Origin of the sequence: Micromonospora sp. NPDC005298 (assembly GCF_040607375.1) — a bacterium.
Classification (GTDB): domain Bacteria; phylum Actinomycetota; class Actinomycetes; order Mycobacteriales; family Micromonosporaceae; genus Micromonospora.
This window is the reverse complement of record NZ_JBEXGP010000003.1, coordinates 191206-211507: the sequence shown is the minus strand read 5'-3', so window position 1 is coordinate 211507 and position 20302 is coordinate 191206. Positions and strand designations below refer to the sequence as shown.

Below are 20302 nucleotides of genomic sequence, written 5' to 3'. Positions count from 1 at the left end.
GCCGGTGTCCCCTGAACTCATCGCCGTACTGGCGGTGATCGCGGTGGCCCTGGCGTTCGACTACACCAACGGCTTCCACGACGCCGCCAACGCGATCGCCACAAGCGTCTCCACCCGGGCGCTGACCCCCCGGATCGCCCTCGGGCTCGCGGCGGTCGGCAACTTCGTCGGCGCCCACTTCGGCGCCGGTGTCGCCAAGACCGTCGGCGACGGCCTGGTGACCCTCCCGACGGGGGTGAGCAGCCTCGGCGTGGTCTTCGCCGGGGTGCTCGGCGCGATCGCCTGGAACCTGATCACCTGGTACTTCGGTCTGCCCTCGTCGTCCTCGCACGCGCTCTTCGGTGGCCTGGTCGGCGCGACCCTGCTGTCCACCGGCGGACTCGTGCAGTGGGGCAACATCGGCGAGAAGGTGCTGCTGCCGATGGTGCTCTCGCCCATCGTCGGTCTCACCCTCGGCTACCTGCTGATGCTCGCCATCCTCTGGCTGTTCCGCAAGGGGCAGCCGGGCAAGCTCAACCGGGGTTTCCGGTGGGCGCAGACCGCCTCGGCGGCCGCCATGTCCGTCGGCCACGGCATGCAGGACGCCGCCAAGACCATGGGCATCGTGGTGCTGGCGCTGTACACCGGCGGTTTCCAGGAGAGCAAGACGCACATCCCGGGCTGGGTGTTCTGGACGTCGGCGACGATGCTGGCCCTCGGCACGTACGCCGGTGGGTGGCGGATCATCCGTACCCTCGGTCGCAAGATCATCGACCTCGGGCCGCCGGAGGGCTTCGCCGCCGAGACGGTGGCCAGCGCGGTGCTCTACTTCAACGCCCTGGTACTCAAGGCGCCGATCTCCACGACCCACACGATCACCTCGGCGATCATGGGTGTGGGCGCGACCAAACGACTCTCCGCGGTCCGCTGGAACGTCGCCGGCAACATCGTGATCGCCTGGATCATCACGTTCCCGGCCGCGGCGCTGATCGCCTGCGTGACCTACCTGCTGGTCCGGCCGCTCTTCGGCTGACCGACCCCGCCAAGACGTAGGCCCCCGGTCTCGACCGGGGGCCTTCGACGTCACTCGTAGCGCACACCGATCTGCTCGCGGATCGTGTCCAGCAGGCCCATCACCTCGAGGGTCGTGGTGTGCGGCACCAGCGGGCTCTCGGTCAGCCCGGCGGCCAGGCAACGCTGCACCTCGATCGCCTCGTACTGGTAGCCGTTGCCGGCCCCCTCCGCGACGATCGTCTCCGGCTCGGCGCCGGCCCGGTGCAGGGTCAGCGACCCTGGCCGGAAGAACGGCTCCGGCAGCTCGATCCGGCCCGTACTGCCGGTGATCGAGGCCGACAGCTTGGTCGCCCCCACCATGCCGCAGCTCAGCGCCGCCAACGCACCGGTGTCGTAGCCGAACAGGATCCCGGTGTTCTCGTCGGTGCCCTCCGGGCCGAGCCGCGCCCAGGACCGGACGTGCTGCGGCATCCCGAGCAGCAGGTGGGCCAGGCTGATCGGATAGATCCCCAGGTCGAGCAGGGCACCCCCACCCAGCGCCGGGTTGCGCATCCGGTGCTCCGGCGGGAACGGGCCGGCCACCCCGAAATCGGCCTGCACCCCGATCACCGTGCCGATCGCCCCGTCCGCGATGAGCTGGACCGCCCGCTGGATGAGCGGGTTGGTCCGCATCCACATGGCCTCCATGAGGAAGACCCCGGCGGCGCGGGCCGTGTCGACCAGCTCGGCGCTGGTCGCCAGGTCCAGGGTGAACGGCTTCTCCAACAGCACCGCACGCCCGGCGGTCAGGCAGGTCATCGCCGCCTCGTGATGTGCGGCGTGCGGCGTCGCCACGTAGATGACGTCGACCTCCGGGTCGGCCGCCAGCTCCACCCAGGAGCCGTACGCCCGCTCCGCGCCGTACGTGTCGGCGAACCGCCGCGCGCTGTCGGCGGTCCGTGACCCGACCGCGACGAGCTCCGCGTCCGGCACCAGCCGGAGGTCTTCGGCGAAACGGCTGGCGATGTGGCCGGTGGCCAGGATGCCCCAACGAGTCATGACCGGCACGCTAGCCGAGCCGGGTGAACTGCCCGCCGCCCGGTCGACGCCCAGCTCACCCGTCGGGACCTGGCGTACCCGTGCCGCCCCGCGCAGCGGCCGACCGTCGAGCGGCACCCCGGCGGGCCGACGTCGGCGGGGCGGGGAACTACGCTCGCGGCATGACGATCGACAGTGACGGCTTCGCCGCCCCGGCCGCCCTGGTCGAGCACGCCCGCCGGTTCCAGGCCGAGGGCGGCACACCGGCGGTGCCCCGCGTCGCGGCCACCGTGCTCCTGCTGCGTCCGACCGACACCGACTTCGAGGTGTACGTCATCCGCCGGGTCGCCGCCATGACCTTCGGCGGGATGTACGCCTTCCCCGGCGGAGGGGTCGACCGCTCCGACTCGGAGGCACACCTGGACTGGGCCGGCCCGACACCTACCGAATGGGCGGAACAGCTCGGGGTCGCCCCGGACGCCGCCCAGGCGGTCGTCTGCGCCGCCGCCCGGGAGGTCTTCGAGGAGGCCGGTGTGCTGCTCGCCGGCCCCGACGAGGCGACAGTGGTCGGCGACGTCAGCGGCGACGACTGGGAGACCGCCCGGCAGGACCTGGAGGGGCGCCGGCTCGGCTTCGCGGCGCTACTCGCCGACCGTCACCTCACCCTGCGGTCGGACCTGCTGCTGCCGTGGAGCCGCTGGATCACCCCCGAGTTCGAGCCGCGCCGCTTCGACACGTACTTCTTCGTAGCCCTCCTGCCCGCCGGACAACGGACCCGCGACGTCTCCGGCGAGGCCGACCACACCCTGTGGATCCGGCCGTCCGACGCGCTGGCCCGGGCGCGGGCCGGCGAACTGACCATGCTGCCGCCGACCCTGGTCACGCTCGCCCAGGTGGCGGCGGCCGGCGACCTCGCCGGGGTGGCCCGTGCGGCAGCCGAGCGGGACGCCGCCACCCCGGTCACCCCACGCCTCGACCTGCCCCCGGACGGCGAACCCCGCTTTGTCCTGGGCTGAGCCCGCGCGCTCTGCCGCAGTCCCGCCCCGCCCGGCGGTCGCTGTTTGCCCGCCCTCGATGCCCGCCACACCGCCACACCGCCACCGCCACCGCCACCGCCACCGCCACCGCCAGATCGTGCTCGATCCAGGAAGTAGTGGTGTGGTCGCTCGGAGGAAGCCACTACTTCCATGTTCAAGTGCGATCTTGGTGTGTCCGCCGCGGGATGGCCCGGCCACACGACGCGGTGGGGCGACGCGGCCGCACGACGCGGCGCGGTGTCGGCGGCGGATATGGCACCGGCGCCCACGCCGGGGAGGCGGGGCGCCGGGTGACCGGACGTGGTCGGCTCAGCCGAAGCGGCCGGTGATGTAGTCCTCGGTCTTCTTCACGCTCGGGTTGCTGAAGATCTTCTGAGTGTTGTCGTACTCGATCAGGCGGCCCGGGTCGCCGGTCTTCTCGATGGAGAAGAAGGCGGTCCGGTCCGAGACCCGGGCGGCCTGCTGCATGTTGTGGGTCACGATGATGATCGTGAATTTGTCCTTGAGCTGGAACATCAGGTCCTCGATCGCCAGGGTGGAGATCGGGTCCAGGGCTGAGCACGGCTCGTCCATCAGGACGACCTGGGGCTCGACCGCGATGGTCCGGGCGATGCAGAGCCGCTGCTGCTGGCCGCCGGAGAGGCCCGCGCCGGGCTTGCCGAGCCGGTCCTTGACCTCGTCCCACAGGTTCGCCGAGCGCAGGGCCTTCTCGGCGGCCTCGTCCAGGATCGACTTCTTGCGGACGCCGTTGAGCTTCAGCCCGGCCACCACGTTCTCGAAGATGCTCATGGTGGGGAACGGGTTCGGCCGCTGGAAGACCATGCCGATCATGCGTCGGACGGCGGTGACGTCCACGTCCCGGTCGTAGACGTCCTGGTCGTCGATGGTCAGGCTGCCCTCGACGCGGGCACCCGGCAGCACCTCGTGCATCCGGTTGATCGAGCGCAGGAACGTGGACTTGCCGCAACCGGACGGCCCGATCAGGGCGGTGACGGTCTTCGGCTCGACGGTCAGGTTGATGTTCTCGATCGCCTTGAAGCCGCCGTAGTAGGCGGTGACGTTCGAGGCGGAGACTCGCTTGGCCATGGTGGTGGTACCTCCGGGGTTCATCGGCTGAGCCGGTTGCGACGGGCCAGCAGCTTCGCCGCGATCGTCAGGATGAGCACGAGGGCGACCAGGGTGAGAGCCGCCGTCCACGCCCGTGCCGGCGCGTACCTCGACGCGTCACCGGCCTGCTGGTAGACGAAGAGGGACAGCGACGACTGGTTGTTCTCGAAGGGGTTGGTGTTGATCGCGGCGCCGCCGCCGGCGACCAGCAGCACCGGCGCGGTCTCGCCGGCCGCGCGGGCGATGGCGAGCATGACGCCGGTGACGATGCCGGGCAGTGCCGTCGGCAGGACCACCCGCAGGATGGTCTTCCATTTGGGTACGCCGAGCGCGTACGCGCCTTCGCGCAGTGGGGCCGGGACGAGGCGGAGCATCTCCTCGGTGGACCGGACGATGGTGGGCAGCATGAGCACGCTCAGCGCGAGCGCGGCGGCGAAGCCGGAGAAGCTGGGCCGGCCGTCGTTGAACCACGGCGACACGATCAGCACCCAGAACGCCAGCACGAAGAGGCCGGAGACGATCGACGGGATGCCTGTCATCACGTCCACGAAGAACCGGATCGAGAAGGCGAACTTGCCGCGCCCGTACTCGACGATGTAGATCGCGCAGAGGACGCCGAGCGGCACCGTGATCAGGGTGGCGATGCCGACCTGTTCCAGCGTGCCGACGATGGCGTGGTACGCGCCGCCGTTGGCGTCCCGCGCCCCGATGTTGTTCATCGAGGTCTGGAAGAAGTTGAGGTCGAGCCGCTGGGCGCCCTTGCTGACCAGCGTCCAGACCACCGAGACGAGCGGCAGCACCGCCAGCACGAACGCGGAGTGGATCAGTGCGCTCCAGGTGCGGTTGCGGGCCGACCGGCGCCCCTCGACCGCGTTGGCCGCGGCGAAGAGCCCGACCAGGTAGAGCACCGCACCGAGGACGGCCACGAGGACCGGGCCGCCGATGTCGGTGCCGTAGACGACCACCGCGGAGAGCGCCAGGGCCGCGACGGCGATGGCCGGTGCGGCGTACCAGGGCAGCCGCCGGCCCCGCAGCGAAGCGGGCTGGGCCGGTGGGCGGGTGCGGTGGGAGGTGACGGTTGTGGTCATGCGGCCGACTCCGTGAACTCCCGGCGGCGGTAGATGATCGCCCGCGCCGTGATGTTGACGATCAGCGTGATGGTGAACAGCACCAGGCCGGAGGCGATCAGCGCGCCACGGCCGGTCTCGTTCGCCTCGCCGAACGCGTTGGCGATGTTGGCGGCGATGGTGTTGCCGCCGTTCTGGATGAGGTTGAACGAGATGCCGAAGGTGATGCCGAGGGTCATGGCCAGGGCGATGGTCTCGCCGAGCGCGCGGCCGAGGCCGAGCATCACCGCGGCGATGATGCCGGGGCGGCCGTAGGGGAGTACCGCGGTGCGCAGCATCTCCCAGCGGGTGGCGCCCAGGGCGAGGGCGGCCTCCTCGTTCGCGGTCGGTGTCTGGAGGAACACCTCACGGGAGAGCGAGGTGATGATCGGCAACACCATGATCGCGAGCACCAGGGCACCGAGCATGATCGACTTACCGAACGGTCCGTCGCCGCCGAAGATCGGGATCCAGCCGAAGTACTCGTTCAGCCAGGCCGAGAAGTCCCGGACCGGGTTGACGAAGATGTCCCGCCCCCAGAGTCCGAAGACCACGCTCGGCACGGCGGCGAGCAGGTCGACCAGGAAGCCGAGCGCGGTGCCCAGCCGGCGGGGCGCGTAGTGCGAGAGGTAGAGCGCGATGCCGAGAGCCACCGGCACCGCGAGGAGCAGCGCCAACGCCGAGCTGAGCACGGTGCCGAAGGCGAGCGTGCCGATGCCGAACTTGGGCGCTGTCTCGTTGGGGGACCAGCCCTCGTAGGACCAGAAGTTCTCGGTGTTGGCGCGCAGTGCCGGCGCCGCCTTGGCGATCAGGAAGATCGCGATGGCGGCGATGATGACCAGGACGGCGGTTCCGGCGGCCAGGGTGAGACCGTGGAAGGCCCGCTCGGCGCCGAACTTTCGGCTGCGGGGCAGCGCGCCGCCGCCGCCCAGCCCGGCGCCGCCCGGGGAACGGGTGCTGACTGGTGCCTCGGCCACACGCGCCGAGGCACCGGCGGGCCACTCGTGACTCTGGGTCACGCGCGTCCCGCCGGTGCCGGCGTCGGCCGAGCGGTGAGGGGTTTCACCCATCTGCTCGCTCGATTCGGTTGCGGAGGTGGTGGGGTCGGGTCAGGAGAGGTTCTTGACCGCGGTCTCGACCTTGGTGCGGACCGTCTCCGGCAGCGGGGCGTAGCCCAGGTCGGTAAGCGAGTTCTGGCCCTCGGCGCTGGCGGCGTAGCCCAGCAGACCCTTGACCAGCTTCAACTTGTCGGCCGCGAGGCCCTTGCTGCAGACGATCTCGTACGTCGCCAGGACGATCGGGTAGGCCCCGGCCTCCTTGGTGTTGTAGTCGATCTTCAGCTTGAGGTCGTCGCCCTGGCCCTCGATCGCCGCACCGGCGATGGTCTTGCCGGCCGCCTCGGCGGTCAGCGCGGCGAACTCGCCGTTGCCGTTACCGATCTTGGCCATCTTCAGGCCGGCGTTCTCGGCGAACGACCACTCCATGTAGCCGATGGAGCCGTCCGCGCCCTTGACCGAGCTGGCCACGCCGTCCGAGCCCTTGGCGCCGGTGCCGCCCGGGGCCTTCCACGCCTTGGCCTTGCCCAGCGTCCAGTCCGCCTCGGCGGTCTTGGAGAGGTAGTTGGTGAAGTTGTCGGTGGTGCCCGACTCGTCCGAGCGGTGGACGGTCTGGATGGTGGTCGCCGGGAGCTTGGCGTCCGGGTTGTCGGCCTTGATCGCCGCGTCGTCCCACTTGGTCACCTTGCCGGCGAAGATCTTCGCCAGGGTGGCCGGCTTGAGCTGGAGGTTGTCCACGCCGCTGACGTTGTAGGCGACGGCCACCGGGCCGACCACCATCGGCAGGTGGATGGCCTTGCCGCCGGCGCACTTGGCGTCGGCCTGCGGCTGCTCCTCCGGCTTGAGCGCGGAGTCGGAGCCGGCGAAGTCGGCGGTCCCGGCGATGAAGGCCTGGATGCCGGCGCCCGAGCCGGTCGGCTCGTAGTTGATCGTGGTGCCGGTGCACTTCTGCTGGTACGCCTTGATCCACTCGGCCATGGCGTTCTTCTGCGCCGACGAGCCCTGGGCGTTCAGCGTGCCGGTTGCGCAGTCGACCGCGGCGGTCGAGCCCGAAGCAGTTGCGCCGGAGGCGGGCTCGTTGTTGTCCGAGCCGCATGCACTGAGGCCGAGCGTCGCGGCGAGAGCGAGGCAGGCAATAGTGCCGTACCGCTGGAGCTTCACCTGAGGGGTTTCCCTTCGCGTCTGACTTGGCGCCCCGATACCGGGGCCCGAGGACCGGCACTGACCGGCTGACACGAAAGTTAGAAGTGCCAGGTAGCCGGTTCGCCGGTCACGAGTGAACGCGAGGTGAACACGTACGGCCGCTGAGGTGACCGCTCGCTGAGGGTGAGTTGTCCGTCAAGTGAACCGGGGCACTTCAGTGCCCGTTGCCGCTCAGCCGAGGTGGTAGTTGATGTGCGCGGACCAGCGGGCGAAGCCCAGCCGCTCGTACAGCGCGACGGCCCCGGTGTTCGATTCGTCCACGTAGAGCATCACCCGGTCCAGGCCCCGCTTGTCCCGCAGGTACGCCAGGCCGGCGGTGGTCAGCGCCCGACCGAGCCCGCCGCCGTGCGCGGTCGGCTCCACGCCCACCACGTACACCTCGCCGATGCGGGCCGATCCCGGTCGCTCGTGCACCTTGGTCCAGTGGAATCCGAGCAGCCGGCCTGTGGCGGTCTCCTCGGCGAGCAGGAAGCCCGCCGGGTCGAACCACGGCTCGGCCAGGCGGACCCGCAGGTCGTCCGAGGTCCACCGCCCCTGCTCGGGGTGTTCTGCGAAGGCCCGCGAGTTGAGGGCCAGCCAGGCCGCGTCGTCCGCCCCGGGCCGGTACGCGCGCAGCGTCACCCCGTCCGGCAGGCGTGGCTCGCCCAGCGGGGTGGCCAGTGGTCGGCGCAACTGCCAGAGCACCCGGGCGCGGGTGAACCCGAGGTCGACGGCGAGTGCGGCGGCCGAGGGGTGGTCGCCGTGCGCCCACGCCCGTAGTGGCCCGGTGGCCGAGGCAAGGACGCCCCGGGCGAGCCCCCGCCCGGTGCCGTGCCGCCGGTACGCGGGGTGCACCACGAGTTCCACCCCGATCCCGTCCACCGGGTCGGTGGTGTCCAGGTGCGCGTACCCGGTGAGGGTGCCGTCGTCGGCGCGGGCGACCAGGTGCACGGCGGGGGCGTCGGGGTCGCGCAGTCGGAGCAGCACGTGCTCGTCGAGCGGGTCGGCGCCGTCGGTGTCGCCCGCGGCGCTCGCCAGGGCCAGCACGTCGGCGATCTCCGCCGGGGCCAGTCGGTCGCTCCGGGTCACCTGGTCGCTGGTCGGCTCCGCGCTGCTCATCCCGTCACCGTATCCGTTGTGTCCGGGGCCCCTCGGAGGGTCGCCGAGGAAAGAGGTGGGCCTCTGCGGTCCGTTGGGGGCTCACGTCGGGTCGGTGGGCAGGGCCTCCAGCTCGAACCGCGCGGTCAGGTCGGGCAGGATCCGCCGCAGCGCGTCCATGGTGCCCTGCCGGTCTCCACCGGCGTCGTGCAGCAGCACCACCGATCCCGGTTCGGCCTGGCTGGTCACCGTCGCGGCGATCTTGCTCGCGCCGGGGAGGTCCCAGTCCTGCGGGTCCACCGACCAGTGCAGCGGGGTCATGCCGAGCTGCTGAGCCACCGACACCACGGGATAGGTCCAGGCGCCGCCGGGCTGGCGGTACCAGACGATCGGCGCGTCCGGCACCGCCGCGCGGATCGCCTCGTTGGTACGCAGCAGGTCGGCGCGGATCATGTCGGCCGAACGGTTGCCGAGGGTGACGTCGTGGTGCCAGGAGTGGTTGCACAGGGTGTGCCCGCCGTCCACGATCGCCTGGATCAGGTCGGGGTGGTCCTGGGCGTTCTCACCCACCACGCAGAAGGTCGCCTTGACGTCGAACTCGCGCAGCATGGCGAGCACCTGCGGGGTGTAGCGCGGGTCCGGCCCGTCGTCGAAGGTCAACGCCAGGCGGGGCGTACCGGTGCTGGTGTGCGCGCCGAACAGTTGGCCGCCCCCGGCGTCCCGTCCCGATCCGTCCTGCCCGGCCTCGGTGGGTCCGGCGCTCCGGCCGGCGGTCGGTGCGGCGCTCGGCGCTGCGCTCGGCGCTGCGCTCGGCGCTGCGCTCGGCGTGGCCTCGGTGGGCTGGTCGGCGTAGTACGGTCCGTCGGCGTTGGTGGTGACCCCGGTCGTCTTGCGCTGCTGTGGCTGGTCGGGGATGAGGCTGCGGCCCAGCACGTACGCCGAGCCGAGCAGGGCCGTCACCACCAGTGCCACGATTCCGGCCGCCCGGACGGTCGGGTTGACCCGCGTCACGACCTGCACCCCGCCGACCGGTCACGCCGGCCCATCGCCCCCGTGGTCTCTGCGCGCACCGTCGGCCCCCCTTTGCTGACAAACCCGGCAGTCAGAATAGAACCGACGAGATGCGCAAATGGGGCATACGGGGAATCCTCCCAGCTGGGAGGTTGAGCGACAGGTCAGACGGGCAGCGGTGCGTGCTCCGTCTCCGGCAGCGACCGCGACGGCGGGACGACGAACTTGTAGCCCACCTGGCGGACCGTGCCGATCATCGACTCGTACTCCGAGCCGAGCTTGGCGCGCAGTCGCCGCACGTGCACGTCCACCGTGCGGGTGCCGCCGAAGTAGTCGTAGCCCCAGACCTCACGCAGCAGCTGGTCCCGGGTGAACACCCGGCCCGGGTGCTGCGCCAGGAACTTCAACAGCTCGAACTCCTTGTAGGTGAGGTCGAGCGGGCGTCCCTTGAGCTTGGCGGCGTACGTGTCCGGGTCGATGCTCAACTCGCCCGCGCGGATCGAACCGCCGGCACCGGCCGTCGCGTTGCTCAGCCGGCCCACCGCCAGCCGCAGCCGTGCCTCCACCTCGGCCGGCCCGGCCGAGGCGAGGATGACGTCGTCGACGCCCCAGTCGGCGTTGAGCGCGATCAGGCCGGCCTCGGTCACCACCGCCACGAGCGGCACCCCGAGCCCGGTGGCGTGCAGCATCCGGCAGGTCGCCCGTGCCTCGCTCAGCTCCGACCGCGCGTCCACCAGCACCGCGTCGGGGCTGGGCCCGGCGACCAGGGTGCGAACGTCGCGTGGTGCGGTGCGGACCGAGTGCGGCAGCAGGTCGAGTGCCGGCAGCACAGCGGATGGTTCCCCTGCGCGTGCGGTCACCAGCAGCAGGATCTCCACGATCACCTCCGTCCCGGCGGCGCATGGCCGCACGCGACCAGTCACACTCACGAAGGAGTGCGCTGAGAAATTGCGTGGTCCCGGCGTCGCTGACGGGCGGGTAACGCGTCGAGCGTAACCGATCGCCTCGGCTGTGCCTTCAGGCCATTTCCCGTTTGTCTAGCTTGCCCCTGATCGTGGCCCAGGTTTTAACGTTGCGGAAACCCTTGACCGCCGCATCGGCGGCCCGGTCTGGCACGATCGGGGCGTGTTTCCCTCCACCTCGCCGGACGCCGGCCGCGAAACGTGGCCCGACGGGCCTCGTCCGGGCCCGACCGCACCGACCCGTGGCCAACCGCCCGCGCCGCGCACCGGTCCGGCCGTCGCCGACGGTGAACGCCGTGAACGGGGTGGTCCCCGCCGTGCCCGTCGTTCCGGCGAGCCCGCCCGTCGCTCCGAGGACGACATCGACGAGCCGGAGGAGGAGGTCGTACCCCCGGTCGAGGTGCGCCGCCCGCTGGCGCTGACCATCGCCGGCTTCGCGGCGCTGCTCGGTGTCGGCCTGGTGCTCGGCGCGCAGACGTCCGGCCCCGGCCACCGGCTGCCGTTCGCCTTCATCGTCTTCGGCGTCCAGTTGTTGTTCGTGCTCGCCTGGGCGATGGCCATGCGCCCACCTGCCCTGCTGCTGGTCGCTGGCATCAGCGCGGTGGTCGCCGCTCTCGCCGACGTGGCCGCGGTGCGGACCGACGTCGCCGGGCTGGCCCCGCTGGGCTACCTGGCGGCCGGTGGTTTCCTGGCCGCCGTGCTCGGTCAGCTGGTTCGCAGGGTCGACCGGGTCCGGGTCACCGACTCGCTCGGCGCCACGCTGCTCATCGTCGTCGGGGTGGTGGCCTTCGGCACCCTGATCGTGCTCAGCCGGATCCCGGCCGGCACCCAGGCGATCACTGTCTGCCTGACCGCGAGCGGGGTCGCGCTCACCGTCGCCCGGCTCACCGACGCCGTGCTGCCCTGGCCCCGGCTGGCCCCGCAGGTGCCCCGGGGCGCCGCCGGCGTCGTCGCGGGGGCAATGGTCGGTACGTTGATCAGCGCGCTGCTCGGTGGCTATCTGGTGGCGCCCTTCACGCCCACCCGGGCCGCGGTGATCGGCCTGGTCGCGGCGGTCACCGCCGTGCTCACCGACCTCGCCGTCGGGTACGCGGAGGCGGGTCGGCTGATGGCCGGCGAACCGCCCACCATGTGGGTCGCCCGGCACATGCAGGGCCCGCTCGGTGGCTTCGCGCTGGCCGCACCGGCCGCGTACGCCATGTGCATGCTCTTCCTCTGAGCCACGGTTGAGCCCGGAGCCGGTCGGGTACCTACGGGTGCGCCGCCCTGCGGCACCGGTACGGACGCCCCGTCGCAGCGCGGCGGGCGGAGACAGGAGGCGGCGTGGCCGAGGACTATCCGGCGGACGAGGTCCGGCCCCGACGGCGCGGTCGCAAGCTGCTCATCGGCCTGGTCGTCCTGCTCCTCGTGGTGGCAGGGCTGCTGGTGGTGGCGGACCGGGTGGCGGTCGGTGTGGCCGAGAGGGAGATCGCCAAGCGGGTCAGCCAGGAGGTCACCAAGCAGGGCGCGCAGTCCGCCGAACCCGAGGTGCAGGTCGGTGGGACGCCGTTCCTGACGCAGGTGCTCGACGGCCGTTACGAGCGGATCACCATCAAGCTGCGGGACGTGCAGGCGTCGGTCGAGGGCGATGCCGTACGGCTGCCGGTGCTGGATGTCGACGCGCGTAACGTGCGGGCCTCCCTGGACACGCTTCGCACCGGCCAGGGCGACGTCGTCGCGGACACCGTGAACGGCACCGGCACGATCAGCTACGACAGTCTCGTCGCGTTGTTGAACCGGCCCGGACTGACCCTGGGGGAGCAGGGCGGCAAGCTCGCCGTCACCGCCCCGGTCGACGTCCTCGGTCAGAAGTTCACGGTGAGCGGCACCGCCGACGTGACGGTGGGCAAGAACGGCGCGGTCGCTCTGCGGTTCAACAACCTGGACGCCGCTGGTCTGCCGAACCTGCCGTTGGCCCGCACCGTGTTGAACAACTTCGCCAAGGACATCTCGATCGACGTGCCGCTGCCCGACCTGCCGTTCCAACTGGTGGTGCGGGAGGTCCGGCCGCTGCCCGAGGGCCTGGCGGTCACCGCCGACGCGAAGAACGTGCCGATCAACTCCGTCACCTGACCGGTGGGACAGGGAATCGCCGGTGACCCTGGCGATTCCCGGATGGTGGTCGGCTCAGTGGCAGCCTGGTCACTGGCTGGTAGGCTCCGTGACCATGGGGACTCACCTCACCAAACGGCGCGCGGTCGACCTGTGCCGCGTGGCCACCTGCCTGTGTCGCCCCGTCATCTGACGGCGGGGCTGTCTTCGGCCGCCTGATCGGCGGCCACCGGCACGCAGGGTTCTCGTACCCTCCGGTGATCCCATCGAACGCCCGGCAGCGGCGCCGTCGCACGAACCCGTGATCCCGTCCTTCCGCTGGGTCCCGCGCGTGGTGCGACAGTTACACCCATCGATACTCACGCGCTGGCTCACCATCCATCCTCACCAGGGAGTGATTCGATGAGTCGCGACACCGCACTCGTCTCGGCCGAGTGGGCCGAGAAGAACCTCGACGCCCCGGGCGTCGTCTTCGTCGAGGTCGACGAGGACACCTCGGCCTACGAGACCGGCCACATCGCCGGCGCCATCAAGATCGACTGGAAGACCGACCTCCAGGACCAGGTCCGTCGGGACTTCGTCAACAAGTCCCAGTTCGAGGCGCTGCTCTCCGAGCGGGGCATCAGCAACGACGACACCGTCATCCTGTACGGCGGCAACAACAACTGGTTCGCCGCGTACGCGTACTGGTACTTCAAGCTCTACGGCCACCGCGACGTCAAGCTGCTCGACGGCGGCCGCAAGAAGTGGGAGCTGGACGCCCGCCCGCTGGTGACCGACGCGGTGGCCCGCCCGGCGACCCAGTACGTGGCGCAGGAGCCCGACACGTCCATCCGGGCCTTCCGCGACGAGGTCGTCGCCGCGATCGGCACCAAGAACCTGGTCGACGTGCGCAGCCCCGACGAGTTCGCCGGTCGACTGCTCGCCCCCGCGCACCTGCCGCAGGAGCAGGCGCAGCGGGCCGGTCACATCCCCACCGCGATCAGCGTCCCGTGGTCCAAGGCGGCGAACGAGGACGGCACCTTCCGGTCCGACGACGAGCTGCGCAAGATCTACGGCGACGCGGGGCTCGACGACGGTAAGGAGACCATCGCGTACTGCCGGATCGGTGAGCGCTCCTCGCACACCTGGTTCGTGCTCCAGGAGCTGCTCGGTCACCGCAACGTCAAGAACTACGACGGTTCCTGGACCGAGTACGGCTCGCTCGTCGGCGTGCCGGTCGCGCTCGGCGACGAACCCGGGGAGGCCTGATCGCCATGACCGCACCCACCGCTGCGGGCTGCGCCGCACCCGACCAGGCCGCCCCACTGCCGGCCAGCCTGGACCTGGAGAAGGAAACAGTCATCACCGGCATCGTCCGCTCGGCGGCGGACGAGGTCGTGGCCGGCGCGTACGTCCGGCTGCTCGACTCGACAGGTGAGTTCACGGCCGAGGTGGTCACGTCGGCCGCCGGCCAGTTCCGGTTCTTCGCCGCACCGGGTTCCTGGACCCTGCGGGCGTTGTCCCGGCACGGCAACGGCGACACCGCCGTCACCGCCGGCCGGGGCATCAACGAGGTCACCGTCACCGTCGCCTGACCCACTGCTCTGATCGACCGGGCCGGTCACCCCACGCGGGGTGACCGGCCCGGTCGTGTCCGAGGAGGTTCAGAGGCCGGTGGCGCGGCAGGACGAGGCCGGGTCGAGGGTGAAGTCGACGGTGTCCACCATGCCCGCCTCGATCCGGGTACGCCGCACCTGCGGCACCCAGCTGTCCTTGCCCACGATCACCTCGTAGCGGCCCTTCGGCAGCCACCAGGCGTACCTGCCCTGGGCGTCCGCCGTCAGCGTGTGGCCGGTGCTCGTGCCCGCCCGGTTGACGCGTACCGTCGCGGGAACCCCGGTGCGCGCTCCGCCGCAGGTCACCCCGGTGACGGTGCCCTGGAGGCGGCCCCAGCTGGCAGGCGGTGACACGTTCATCGTCACCGCGACGGCGGGAACCCGGTAGGGGGTGTCCGCCGCGATGCCCAGCGTGCCCGAGTAGGTGCCCGGCTGGACGACGCCCGCCGCCTCGGTGGCGCTCAGCGTGATGGTCACCGTCCGGGCCGTGCCCGGTGCCAGGGTGAAGGCGTTCGGTGCGGTGGCCAGCCACTGAAGGTCGGCCTCCCCGGCGCAGAGGCCCAGGTCGTCCAGCCGCTCGCTGTCCGCCGAACCCACGAAGGGCGAGGGCGAACCGCCGATCTTGTACGCGCCGCAGGCGGCGGCGCCCCGGTACCGGCCGAACCCGACGTTCGGCAGGTCCCGCCAGGCGCCGGCGACCGGGTCGTACGCGATGGTCCGGTTGGTCACCGTCGTGGACGCGGCGGTGACTCCGCCGGCCAGCACCAGCATGCCGCCGGCGGCCGTGTACTGCGAGCCCCACAGTTCCAGCGGCAGGTTCGGCAGCGGGCTCCAGGCGTCCGCCGCCGGGTCGTACCGGTACGCGTCGGTGTGTTCGGTGCTGCCCGTGCCGCCGGCGCAGTACAGGGCACTGCCGATCCCGCCGCAGGAGAGCCAGGACACCGGGTGCGGGTAGGCGGCGCCGGTGCGGAAGGTGCCGGTCGCCGGGTCGAACACGACCAGCCGGTCGGAGTCGGTGCAGTCACTGTCGAGGCATCCGCCGACCAGGTAGATCCTGCCTCCGACGACGGCCTGTCCGGCCGCCGCCGCCGGGAACGGGTTGGTCGCACCGGCCACCGTGGACCAGGTGCCCGCGCCCGGGTCGTACACGTCCACCGAGGCGACGGTGGCGTCGTCGGCGCCCCAGCCGCCGAGCACGTACAGCCTGCCGCCCACGGCCGCCGCGACCGGCCTGGACCGGGCGGTCGGCAGGTCGGGCAGCGCGGACCACACGCCGACGACGGGGTCGTACCGCCAGGCCCTGCGTTCCAGGCCGGAGCCGCCACCGCCGCCCACCGAATAGATGCTGCCGTCCAGGTTGGCCGCCGCGTTGTCGAAGACAGCCGCTGGCAGGTCGGGGATCTCGGCCCAGGCTTCCGCCGCCCGTGGGGCGCCGTCGGTGCCCGCCGGACCGTACGTGGCGCCGGTGCGGGTCCTGCTGATCCCCTTCATCGTCTGTTCCCGCAGTGGCGCGCCGGCGCGGGACAGCAGGTCGAACCGGCCGTCGCGCTCCACCAGGTTCACGGTGGCCGGGGCGGTGCCGGCGTTGCGTACCGTCACCTTCGTGGTGCGGGTGCTGCCGTACGGCTGGTACGCCCTGACGTCGGAGGTCGTGACGGTGAGGCGACCGGCGGACAGCGCGAGGTCCGTGCGGCGGGCGTCGTCCGGTGCGACAGTCGCCATCGCCGTCGCCGCCCGGTACGGGGTTCTGGTGGCGGTGAACCGGTGCGCCCCGGTCGACGCGGAGAAGAGCCAGTAGAAGCCGTCCGGCAGGTTCGGGTCGTCGGGTGTCGCCGCCGACACTCCCCGGTCCTGCGTCCGGTCGGTGCTGGTGACGGTGACCCCGTTGAGCGGTGTGCCGGTGTTGCGGTCGGTGGTCACCCCGAGCAGCAGCCCGCCGGGTGTGGGCGCGCAGTCGCGGTTGACCACCTGGACGTCGTCGACCTGCCACCACCAGGCGAACGTGCCCTGGAAGCGGAACCGGACCCGAACGTCGCGGGCGCCGGCCGCCGGGTCCAGCGGCACCTCCTCGATCCGTGGCCCGCGTCTGCTGCCGGTCTGGTGCCAGACGGTGGTCCAGGTGCCACCGCCGTCGGTGGAGACGTCCACGTCGGCCGTGTCGGTGACGCCGACGGCCCGCCAGTCGCTGCGGAAACGCAGCACCGGTGCCGGTGCCCCGCTCAGGTCGACAGTCGGGGTGACCAGGTCGGTGTCCTGGGTCCGGTCGGAGCCCAGCCGGTCGCTGTCGACGATCGCGAAGGCGCCGCTGCCGCCGGTGAGGTTGCCCCGTCGCCCGGGGTCGGTGAAGCTCCAGCCGCCGTCCCCGGTGCGGTCGCGCACAGTCCAGCCGGGCGGCGAGTCGGTCTCGTCGAAGCCCTCGTCCAGGCGGGGCGAGGCGAAGCTGCCGGTGTAGCCGGCCGCCGTGCAGTCCGACTCGACGGGCACCGCGATGTCGGCAGTCGCCGCCCCGGCGCCGGTCACCACGTCACGGGTGACGGTCCGGTAGCCCGGGTAGCGGGCGGTCACGGTGAGCCGGTAGGTGGCGTTGCCCGCCACGGTGAACGAGTACCGACCGGTGGCCGGGTCGGTGTGGACCGGCGGGCCGGGTCGACCGGCGACCTCGATGCGGGCGTAGAGCGGCCAACCGTGCCCCGAACCGTCGCTGACCCGGCCGCTGACGGTGACCGACGGGCTCGCCGCCAGGGCGAAGTCGCGGGTGACCGCCCCGCCCTCGGCGACGGTGACGGTGGCCGACTGCCCGGCGTAGCCGTACCTGCTGACGCTGAGGGTGGTCTCGCCGGCCGGAACGGTGAGCGCGTACCTGCCGTCCGCGCCCGTGGTGACGCTGCGGGTGCCGTCGCCGACGGTCGCGCCACCGATCGGGTCGCCGGCCGCCGTCACCGTGCCGACGACCCGTCCGACCGGCCCGCGCGGCGCGGCGCGTACCGCCGCGTACGCGTCGAGCCGCCCCTCGCCGAAGACGTTGTTGTCGGCGGCGGTGCCCCCGCAGGCGGTGGCGTCGACGTCGCGGGCGGTGCGGTCCAGCAACTCCTCGGTGGCGGCGACGTCGCCCTTCAGACCGGGTGCCGCCGACCAGACGAGCGCGACCGTGCCGGAGACGTGCGGTGCGGCCATCGAGGTGCCGTCGAAGGCGGCGTAGCCGTTGCCGGGGACGCTTGACCGTACGTCGCTGCCCGGGGCGGAGATGTCGGGCTTGTGGGCCCGGGGGTCGGTGGCGTCGCCCCGGCCGGAGAAGTCGGAGATGGCGTTCTGCGCGTCGTACGAGCCGACGGCGTACGCGTTGGCGTTGTCGCCGGGGGAGCCGGCGCTGCCGCAGGCCGGGCCGTCGTTGCCAGCGGAGAAGACGGGGAACATGCCGGCCGCCCGCCAGGCCGCGATGGTCTGCTGGAACCACGGGTCGCCGCCGGCCCCGCCCCAGGAGTTGTTCACGATGTCGGGGCGCAGGTCCGGGCGGGGGTCGCGCCCGTGCATGTCGGTCGGTGCCAGCACCCACTGGCCGGCGGCGAGCAGGGAGGCGTCCGTGCAGGAGGCGGCCTCGCAGCCCTTCGCGGCGATCCATCTCGCGCCGGGTGCGACGCCGATCTGGTTGCCGGCGCCGTCGTCGCCGACGATCGTGCCCATCGTGTGGGTGCCGTGGTCGTTGTTGTCGCAGGGCGCGCCGCTCGGGCAGATGCCGGCCGGGTCGTACCAGTTGTGGTCGTGGTCGAAGGTGCCGCCGCCCAGGTTCCCCCGGTACGTGCCGACCAGCGCGGGGTGGTCGTACTGGACGCCGCTGTCGATGGTGGCGACGACCACGCCCTCGCCGCGGTCGCCGAACTCGTTCCACACCTGCGGCGCGTTGATGTTGGTGAGCCCCCATTCGGCGCCGCTGGTGCGGGCGCGGCTGGCGGTGGCGGGTCTCGGCCGCAGCAGCGGGTAGCTGCGGGTGGCCTCGATCCGGGCGACCTCGGGTCGTCTGGCGATCTCGTCGGCCAACGCCCGGTCGCCGGTCACCCGTACGGCGTTGGCGATCCAGTAGGCGGTGTGCGGTGCGCGGCGGGCCGTCAACAGGTCACGCAGGCCCTTCTGGGTGCGCGTGGCGGTGGTGGTGAGCAGTCGGTGCACCTCCCGGGCCCGGTCGTCGGGGTCGCGTAGCCGGGCGGTCCGGGCGACCGGCGCGGTGTCGCGCAGGTAGACCAGGAAGGTGCCGCTGCCCGTCGTACCCAACTGTCTGAGCAGGCGGTGGTCCACGCTGGCGCGGGCCGGCGTGGGCCGGGGTTGCGCGGCGACCGCCGGTTGGGCGCTGAGGCCCAGCCCGACGGCGGTGCACGCCAGGGCGACCCGCCAGAGGGCGGACCGTGTGGCTGATGGTCGGAACACTCTTTTCCTCCCCACGTCATGGCTCCCGATCGGTTCGGGGCCCGTACGCGCACCGCGCGTCCACCCGGTGCCGAATGGTTAACGTCGGTCGGTACCTGGTCAGTGACGACACGTGATCCCGCAGCGGGGTCGGACCCCGAAATCCATCGGCATGCGTCACTATCATTTGGTGGAATTCACGGGTGGAGGCGGCGCGGAGGTCCCGATCGTCGTGTGCGTCAGCGCGGACGTCTCGGTGCGGGAGCGGGTGGTCCGCCAACTCGACGGCGTCGGTCCGGTGGTGAGCTGCGCCGACCTCACCGAGCTGCGCACGATGCTGTTCCCCGAGCCAGCCGGTGCCGTCGCGGCAAGCGGGTCGCCGACGGTGCCGCCGGGGCCGGTCAGCTGGGGCGAGCTGGTCGTCGACCGGCCCGGTCAGCAGGTCACCTGGCGTGGCGACCCGCTCCCGCTGGCCCGCACCGAGCGGGAGCTGCTCGCCCGACTGATCGGCCCGCCGCTCGTGGTGTGGAGCCACGAACAGCTCTTCGCCTCCGTCTGGAGCGACGCCTACCCGGGTGACAGCGCCATCCTGCACTCCGCGATCAGGCGATTGCGGCACAGGCTGCGGAGCCTGCCGGGCGGGCCCCGGGTGCACACCGTGCGGGGCGTCGGCTACCGGCTCGACCCGCCGGCGGGCCGCGCCTGACCGCCGGCCCCACCGCCCCCTCCCGACCGCCGCCGGAGGGCGGGACCGCCCGTGACACCATGGCCCGGTGAGCGGTGCTGTCCAGACGGGAAGCGTTTCGTCGACCGGTCCCGCCGCGCCGGCACCCGCCCGGCGGTGGCGGCGGTGGCTGCTGGCCGCGACCGTCCTGTGGGCCGTGCTGCTGGCCGCGCTCACCTGGACGTCGGTCCGCGACGACCCACCCACCGTCCGGGAGCAGCGCACCCTGGACCAGGCCGGGCCGGTGGTGGACCGGGCGGTCGGCGAGCTGGCCCGTGCGGTGGGCGCCTCCGCGCTGCTGGAACTCGGCCCGGCACGCATCGCCGCGGGCTGCCGGGTCACCCCGTTCGCCGACGGCGCCCGGCTGCGGCGTGAGGTCGGCGTCCTCGCGCCCGACGGCACCGAACGGTCCGTGCTGACCGGGATCGCCGAGCGACTGCCGGCGAGCTGGCGCGCCGACGTCGCCTCCGGTCCCGACGGCCCCGAGCTGTACGCCGACGCCGGTGAGTTCGTCGCCGTGGCGGGCCGACCGACCGGGGACGACCGGGTCCGGTTGACCGTCGACACCGGGTGCCGGCCGGTCGGCTCGGGTTACACCGCGCCGCCGGCCACCGGCGACGGCGGCGAGGTCGCCGCCCTGGCCGCCGCGCTGCGAGCGCTCGGCCAGCCGGCCGGGGCCGCGCCGGAGATCGTCACCGCACCCTGCCCCGGTGGCGCGACGGCCCGTACCGCGCGCTCCGCCGCCGGCCCCACCACCTCGGCGGCTGCGCTCGCGCCGCTGGCCGGCGGCGCCGCGCTGCTCGACAACCAGCAGGTGTACGCGTACCGCGCCGGGACGGTCACCGTGCTGGCCGACCTCACCCCGGACGCCTCCCGGCTGAGCGCCACCGTCGGCTGCCCGGGCTGAGCGGGACGGTCCTCCG

General features: G+C 72.4%; 18 protein-coding genes. 9 read left to right on the top strand and 9 right to left on the bottom strand.

Translation table 11 applies throughout. From position 1 onward, the window contains the following. Positions 1-4: 4 nt before the first annotated feature. Positions 5-1012, top strand: coding sequence for an inorganic phosphate transporter (locus ABZS77_RS09975; RefSeq protein WP_139587550.1), 1008 nt, complete (start codon positions 5-7; stop codon positions 1010-1012). A gap of 50 nt (positions 1013-1062) precedes the next feature. On the opposite strand, the gene ABZS77_RS09970 is transcribed toward ABZS77_RS09975, so the two are convergent. Further along, on the bottom strand, positions 1063-2031 hold the full coding sequence (locus ABZS77_RS09970) for a Gfo/Idh/MocA family oxidoreductase (RefSeq protein WP_354820094.1): 969 nt from the start codon (positions 2029-2031) through the stop codon (positions 1063-1065). Positions 2032-2192: 161 nt separating this feature from the next. Here ABZS77_RS09970 and ABZS77_RS09965 point away from each other — a divergent pair, with 161 nt between their 5' ends. Next, positions 2193-3026 carry an NUDIX hydrolase gene (locus ABZS77_RS09965; protein WP_354820091.1) on the top strand — a complete coding sequence of 278 codons (834 nt, stop codon included), beginning with the start codon at positions 2193-2195 and terminating at the stop codon, positions 3024-3026. A 330-nt stretch (positions 3027-3356) separates the two neighbouring features. Here the strand turns inward: ABZS77_RS09965 and pstB are convergent, their stop codons facing one another. The 7 genes from pstB to ABZS77_RS09930 form a co-directional block, all read right to left on the bottom strand. Then, positions 3357-4133: a phosphate ABC transporter ATP-binding protein PstB gene (gene pstB / locus ABZS77_RS09960; protein WP_354820088.1), complete on the bottom strand. Its 777-nt coding sequence runs from the start codon at positions 4131-4133 to the stop codon at positions 3357-3359. 20 nt (positions 4134-4153) lie between these two features. Then, positions 4154-5242, bottom strand: coding sequence for a phosphate ABC transporter permease PstA (gene pstA, locus ABZS77_RS09955; RefSeq protein WP_354820085.1), 1089 nt, complete (start codon positions 5240-5242; stop codon positions 4154-4156). Beyond that, on the bottom strand, positions 5239-6330 hold the full coding sequence (gene pstC, locus ABZS77_RS09950) for a phosphate ABC transporter permease subunit PstC (RefSeq protein ID WP_354820083.1): 1092 nt from the start codon (positions 6328-6330) through the stop codon (positions 5239-5241). The genes pstA and pstC overlap by 4 nt, the downstream gene beginning before the upstream one ends. 39 nt (positions 6331-6369) lie before the next feature. Next, positions 6370-7476, bottom strand: coding sequence for a phosphate ABC transporter substrate-binding protein PstS (gene pstS, locus ABZS77_RS09945; RefSeq protein WP_354820080.1), 1107 nt, complete (start codon positions 7474-7476; stop codon positions 6370-6372). A gap of 213 nt (positions 7477-7689) precedes the next feature. Beyond that, positions 7690-8616 carry a mycothiol synthase gene (gene mshD / locus ABZS77_RS09940; RefSeq protein WP_354820077.1) on the bottom strand — a complete coding sequence of 309 codons (927 nt, stop codon included), beginning with the start codon at positions 8614-8616 and terminating at the stop codon, positions 7690-7692. Between the two features lie 81 nt (positions 8617-8697). Continuing rightward, positions 8698-9615, bottom strand: a complete 918-nt coding sequence (locus ABZS77_RS09935; RefSeq protein WP_354820074.1) for a polysaccharide deacetylase family protein — start codon at positions 9613-9615, stop codon at positions 8698-8700. Positions 9616-9770: 155 nt separating this feature from the next. Further along, a complete protein-coding gene (locus ABZS77_RS09930; protein WP_354820071.1) occupies positions 9771-10490 on the bottom strand; it encodes a response regulator transcription factor in 720 nt (239 codons plus the stop codon). A 241-nt stretch (positions 10491-10731) separates the two neighbouring features. On the opposite strand from ABZS77_RS09930, the gene ABZS77_RS09925 reads away from it, so the two are divergent. From ABZS77_RS09925 to ABZS77_RS09905, 5 genes are all read left to right on the top strand, one after another. Further along, on the top strand, positions 10732-11787 hold the full coding sequence (locus ABZS77_RS09925; RefSeq protein WP_354820068.1) for a hypothetical protein: 1056 nt from the start codon (positions 10732-10734) through the stop codon (positions 11785-11787). Between the two features lie 104 nt (positions 11788-11891). Next, on the top strand, positions 11892-12680 hold the full coding sequence (locus ABZS77_RS09920; RefSeq protein ID WP_354820065.1) for a DUF2993 domain-containing protein: 789 nt from the start codon (positions 11892-11894) through the stop codon (positions 12678-12680). A gap of 94 nt (positions 12681-12774) precedes the next feature. Next, complete coding sequence (locus ABZS77_RS09915) at positions 12775-12852, top strand: Ms5788A family Cys-rich leader peptide (RefSeq protein ID WP_310503780.1); 78 nt, start codon at positions 12775-12777, stop codon at positions 12850-12852. Positions 12853-13061: 209 nt separating this feature from the next. Then, positions 13062-13910: a sulfurtransferase gene (locus ABZS77_RS09910; RefSeq protein WP_354820062.1), complete on the top strand. Its 849-nt coding sequence runs from the start codon at positions 13062-13064 to the stop codon at positions 13908-13910. Continuing rightward, a complete protein-coding gene (locus tag ABZS77_RS09905; RefSeq protein WP_354820485.1) occupies positions 13907-14236 on the top strand; it encodes a DUF1416 domain-containing protein in 330 nt (109 codons plus the stop codon). Before ABZS77_RS09910 ends, ABZS77_RS09905 begins: the two co-directional genes overlap by 4 nt. A gap of 69 nt (positions 14237-14305) precedes the next feature. Here the strand turns inward: ABZS77_RS09905 and ABZS77_RS09900 are convergent, their stop codons facing one another. Continuing rightward, entirely contained in the window at positions 14306-18676 is a 4371-nt protein-coding gene (locus ABZS77_RS09900) for a S8 family serine peptidase (RefSeq protein WP_354820059.1), read from the bottom strand. Positions 18677-18827: 151 nt separating this feature from the next. On the opposite strand from ABZS77_RS09900, the gene ABZS77_RS09895 reads away from it, so the two are divergent. Together ABZS77_RS09895 and ABZS77_RS09890 are read left to right on the top strand one after the other, a co-directional pair. Beyond that, positions 18828-19361, top strand: coding sequence for a winged helix-turn-helix domain-containing protein (locus tag ABZS77_RS09895; protein ID WP_354820056.1), 534 nt, complete (start codon positions 18828-18830; stop codon positions 19359-19361). A gap of 67 nt (positions 19362-19428) precedes the next feature. Next, entirely contained in the window at positions 19429-20286 is an 858-nt protein-coding gene (locus ABZS77_RS09890) for a hypothetical protein (RefSeq protein WP_354820053.1), read from the top strand. Positions 20287-20302: the final 16 nt, after the last annotated feature.

Bases quoted from the DNA above. Each gene is read 5' to 3' on its own strand.
- pstC (WP_354820083.1), bottom strand. From the start codon at position 6,330: ATGGGTGAAACCCCTCACCGCTCGGCCGACGCCGGCACCGGCGGGACG.
- pstA (WP_354820085.1), bottom strand. From the start codon at position 5,242: ATGACCACAACCGTCACCTCCCACCGCACCCGCCCACCGGCCCAGCCC.
- ABZS77_RS09910 (WP_354820062.1), top strand. From the start codon at position 13,062: ATGAGTCGCGACACCGCACTCGTCTCGGCCGAGTGGGCCGAGAAGAAC.
- mshD (WP_354820077.1), bottom strand. From the start codon at position 8,616: ATGAGCAGCGCGGAGCCGACCAGCGACCAGGTGACCCGGAGCGACCGA.
- ABZS77_RS09915 (WP_310503780.1), top strand. From the start codon at position 12,775: ATGGGGACTCACCTCACCAAACGGCGCGCGGTCGACCTGTGCCGCGTG.
- pstB (WP_354820088.1), bottom strand. From the start codon at position 4,133: ATGGCCAAGCGAGTCTCCGCCTCGAACGTCACCGCCTACTACGGCGGC.
- ABZS77_RS09895 (WP_354820056.1), top strand. From the start codon at position 18,828: ATGCGTCACTATCATTTGGTGGAATTCACGGGTGGAGGCGGCGCGGAG.
- ABZS77_RS09970 (WP_354820094.1), bottom strand. From the start codon at position 2,031: ATGACTCGTTGGGGCATCCTGGCCACCGGCCACATCGCCAGCCGTTTC.
- ABZS77_RS09965 (WP_354820091.1), top strand. From the start codon at position 2,193: ATGACGATCGACAGTGACGGCTTCGCCGCCCCGGCCGCCCTGGTCGAG.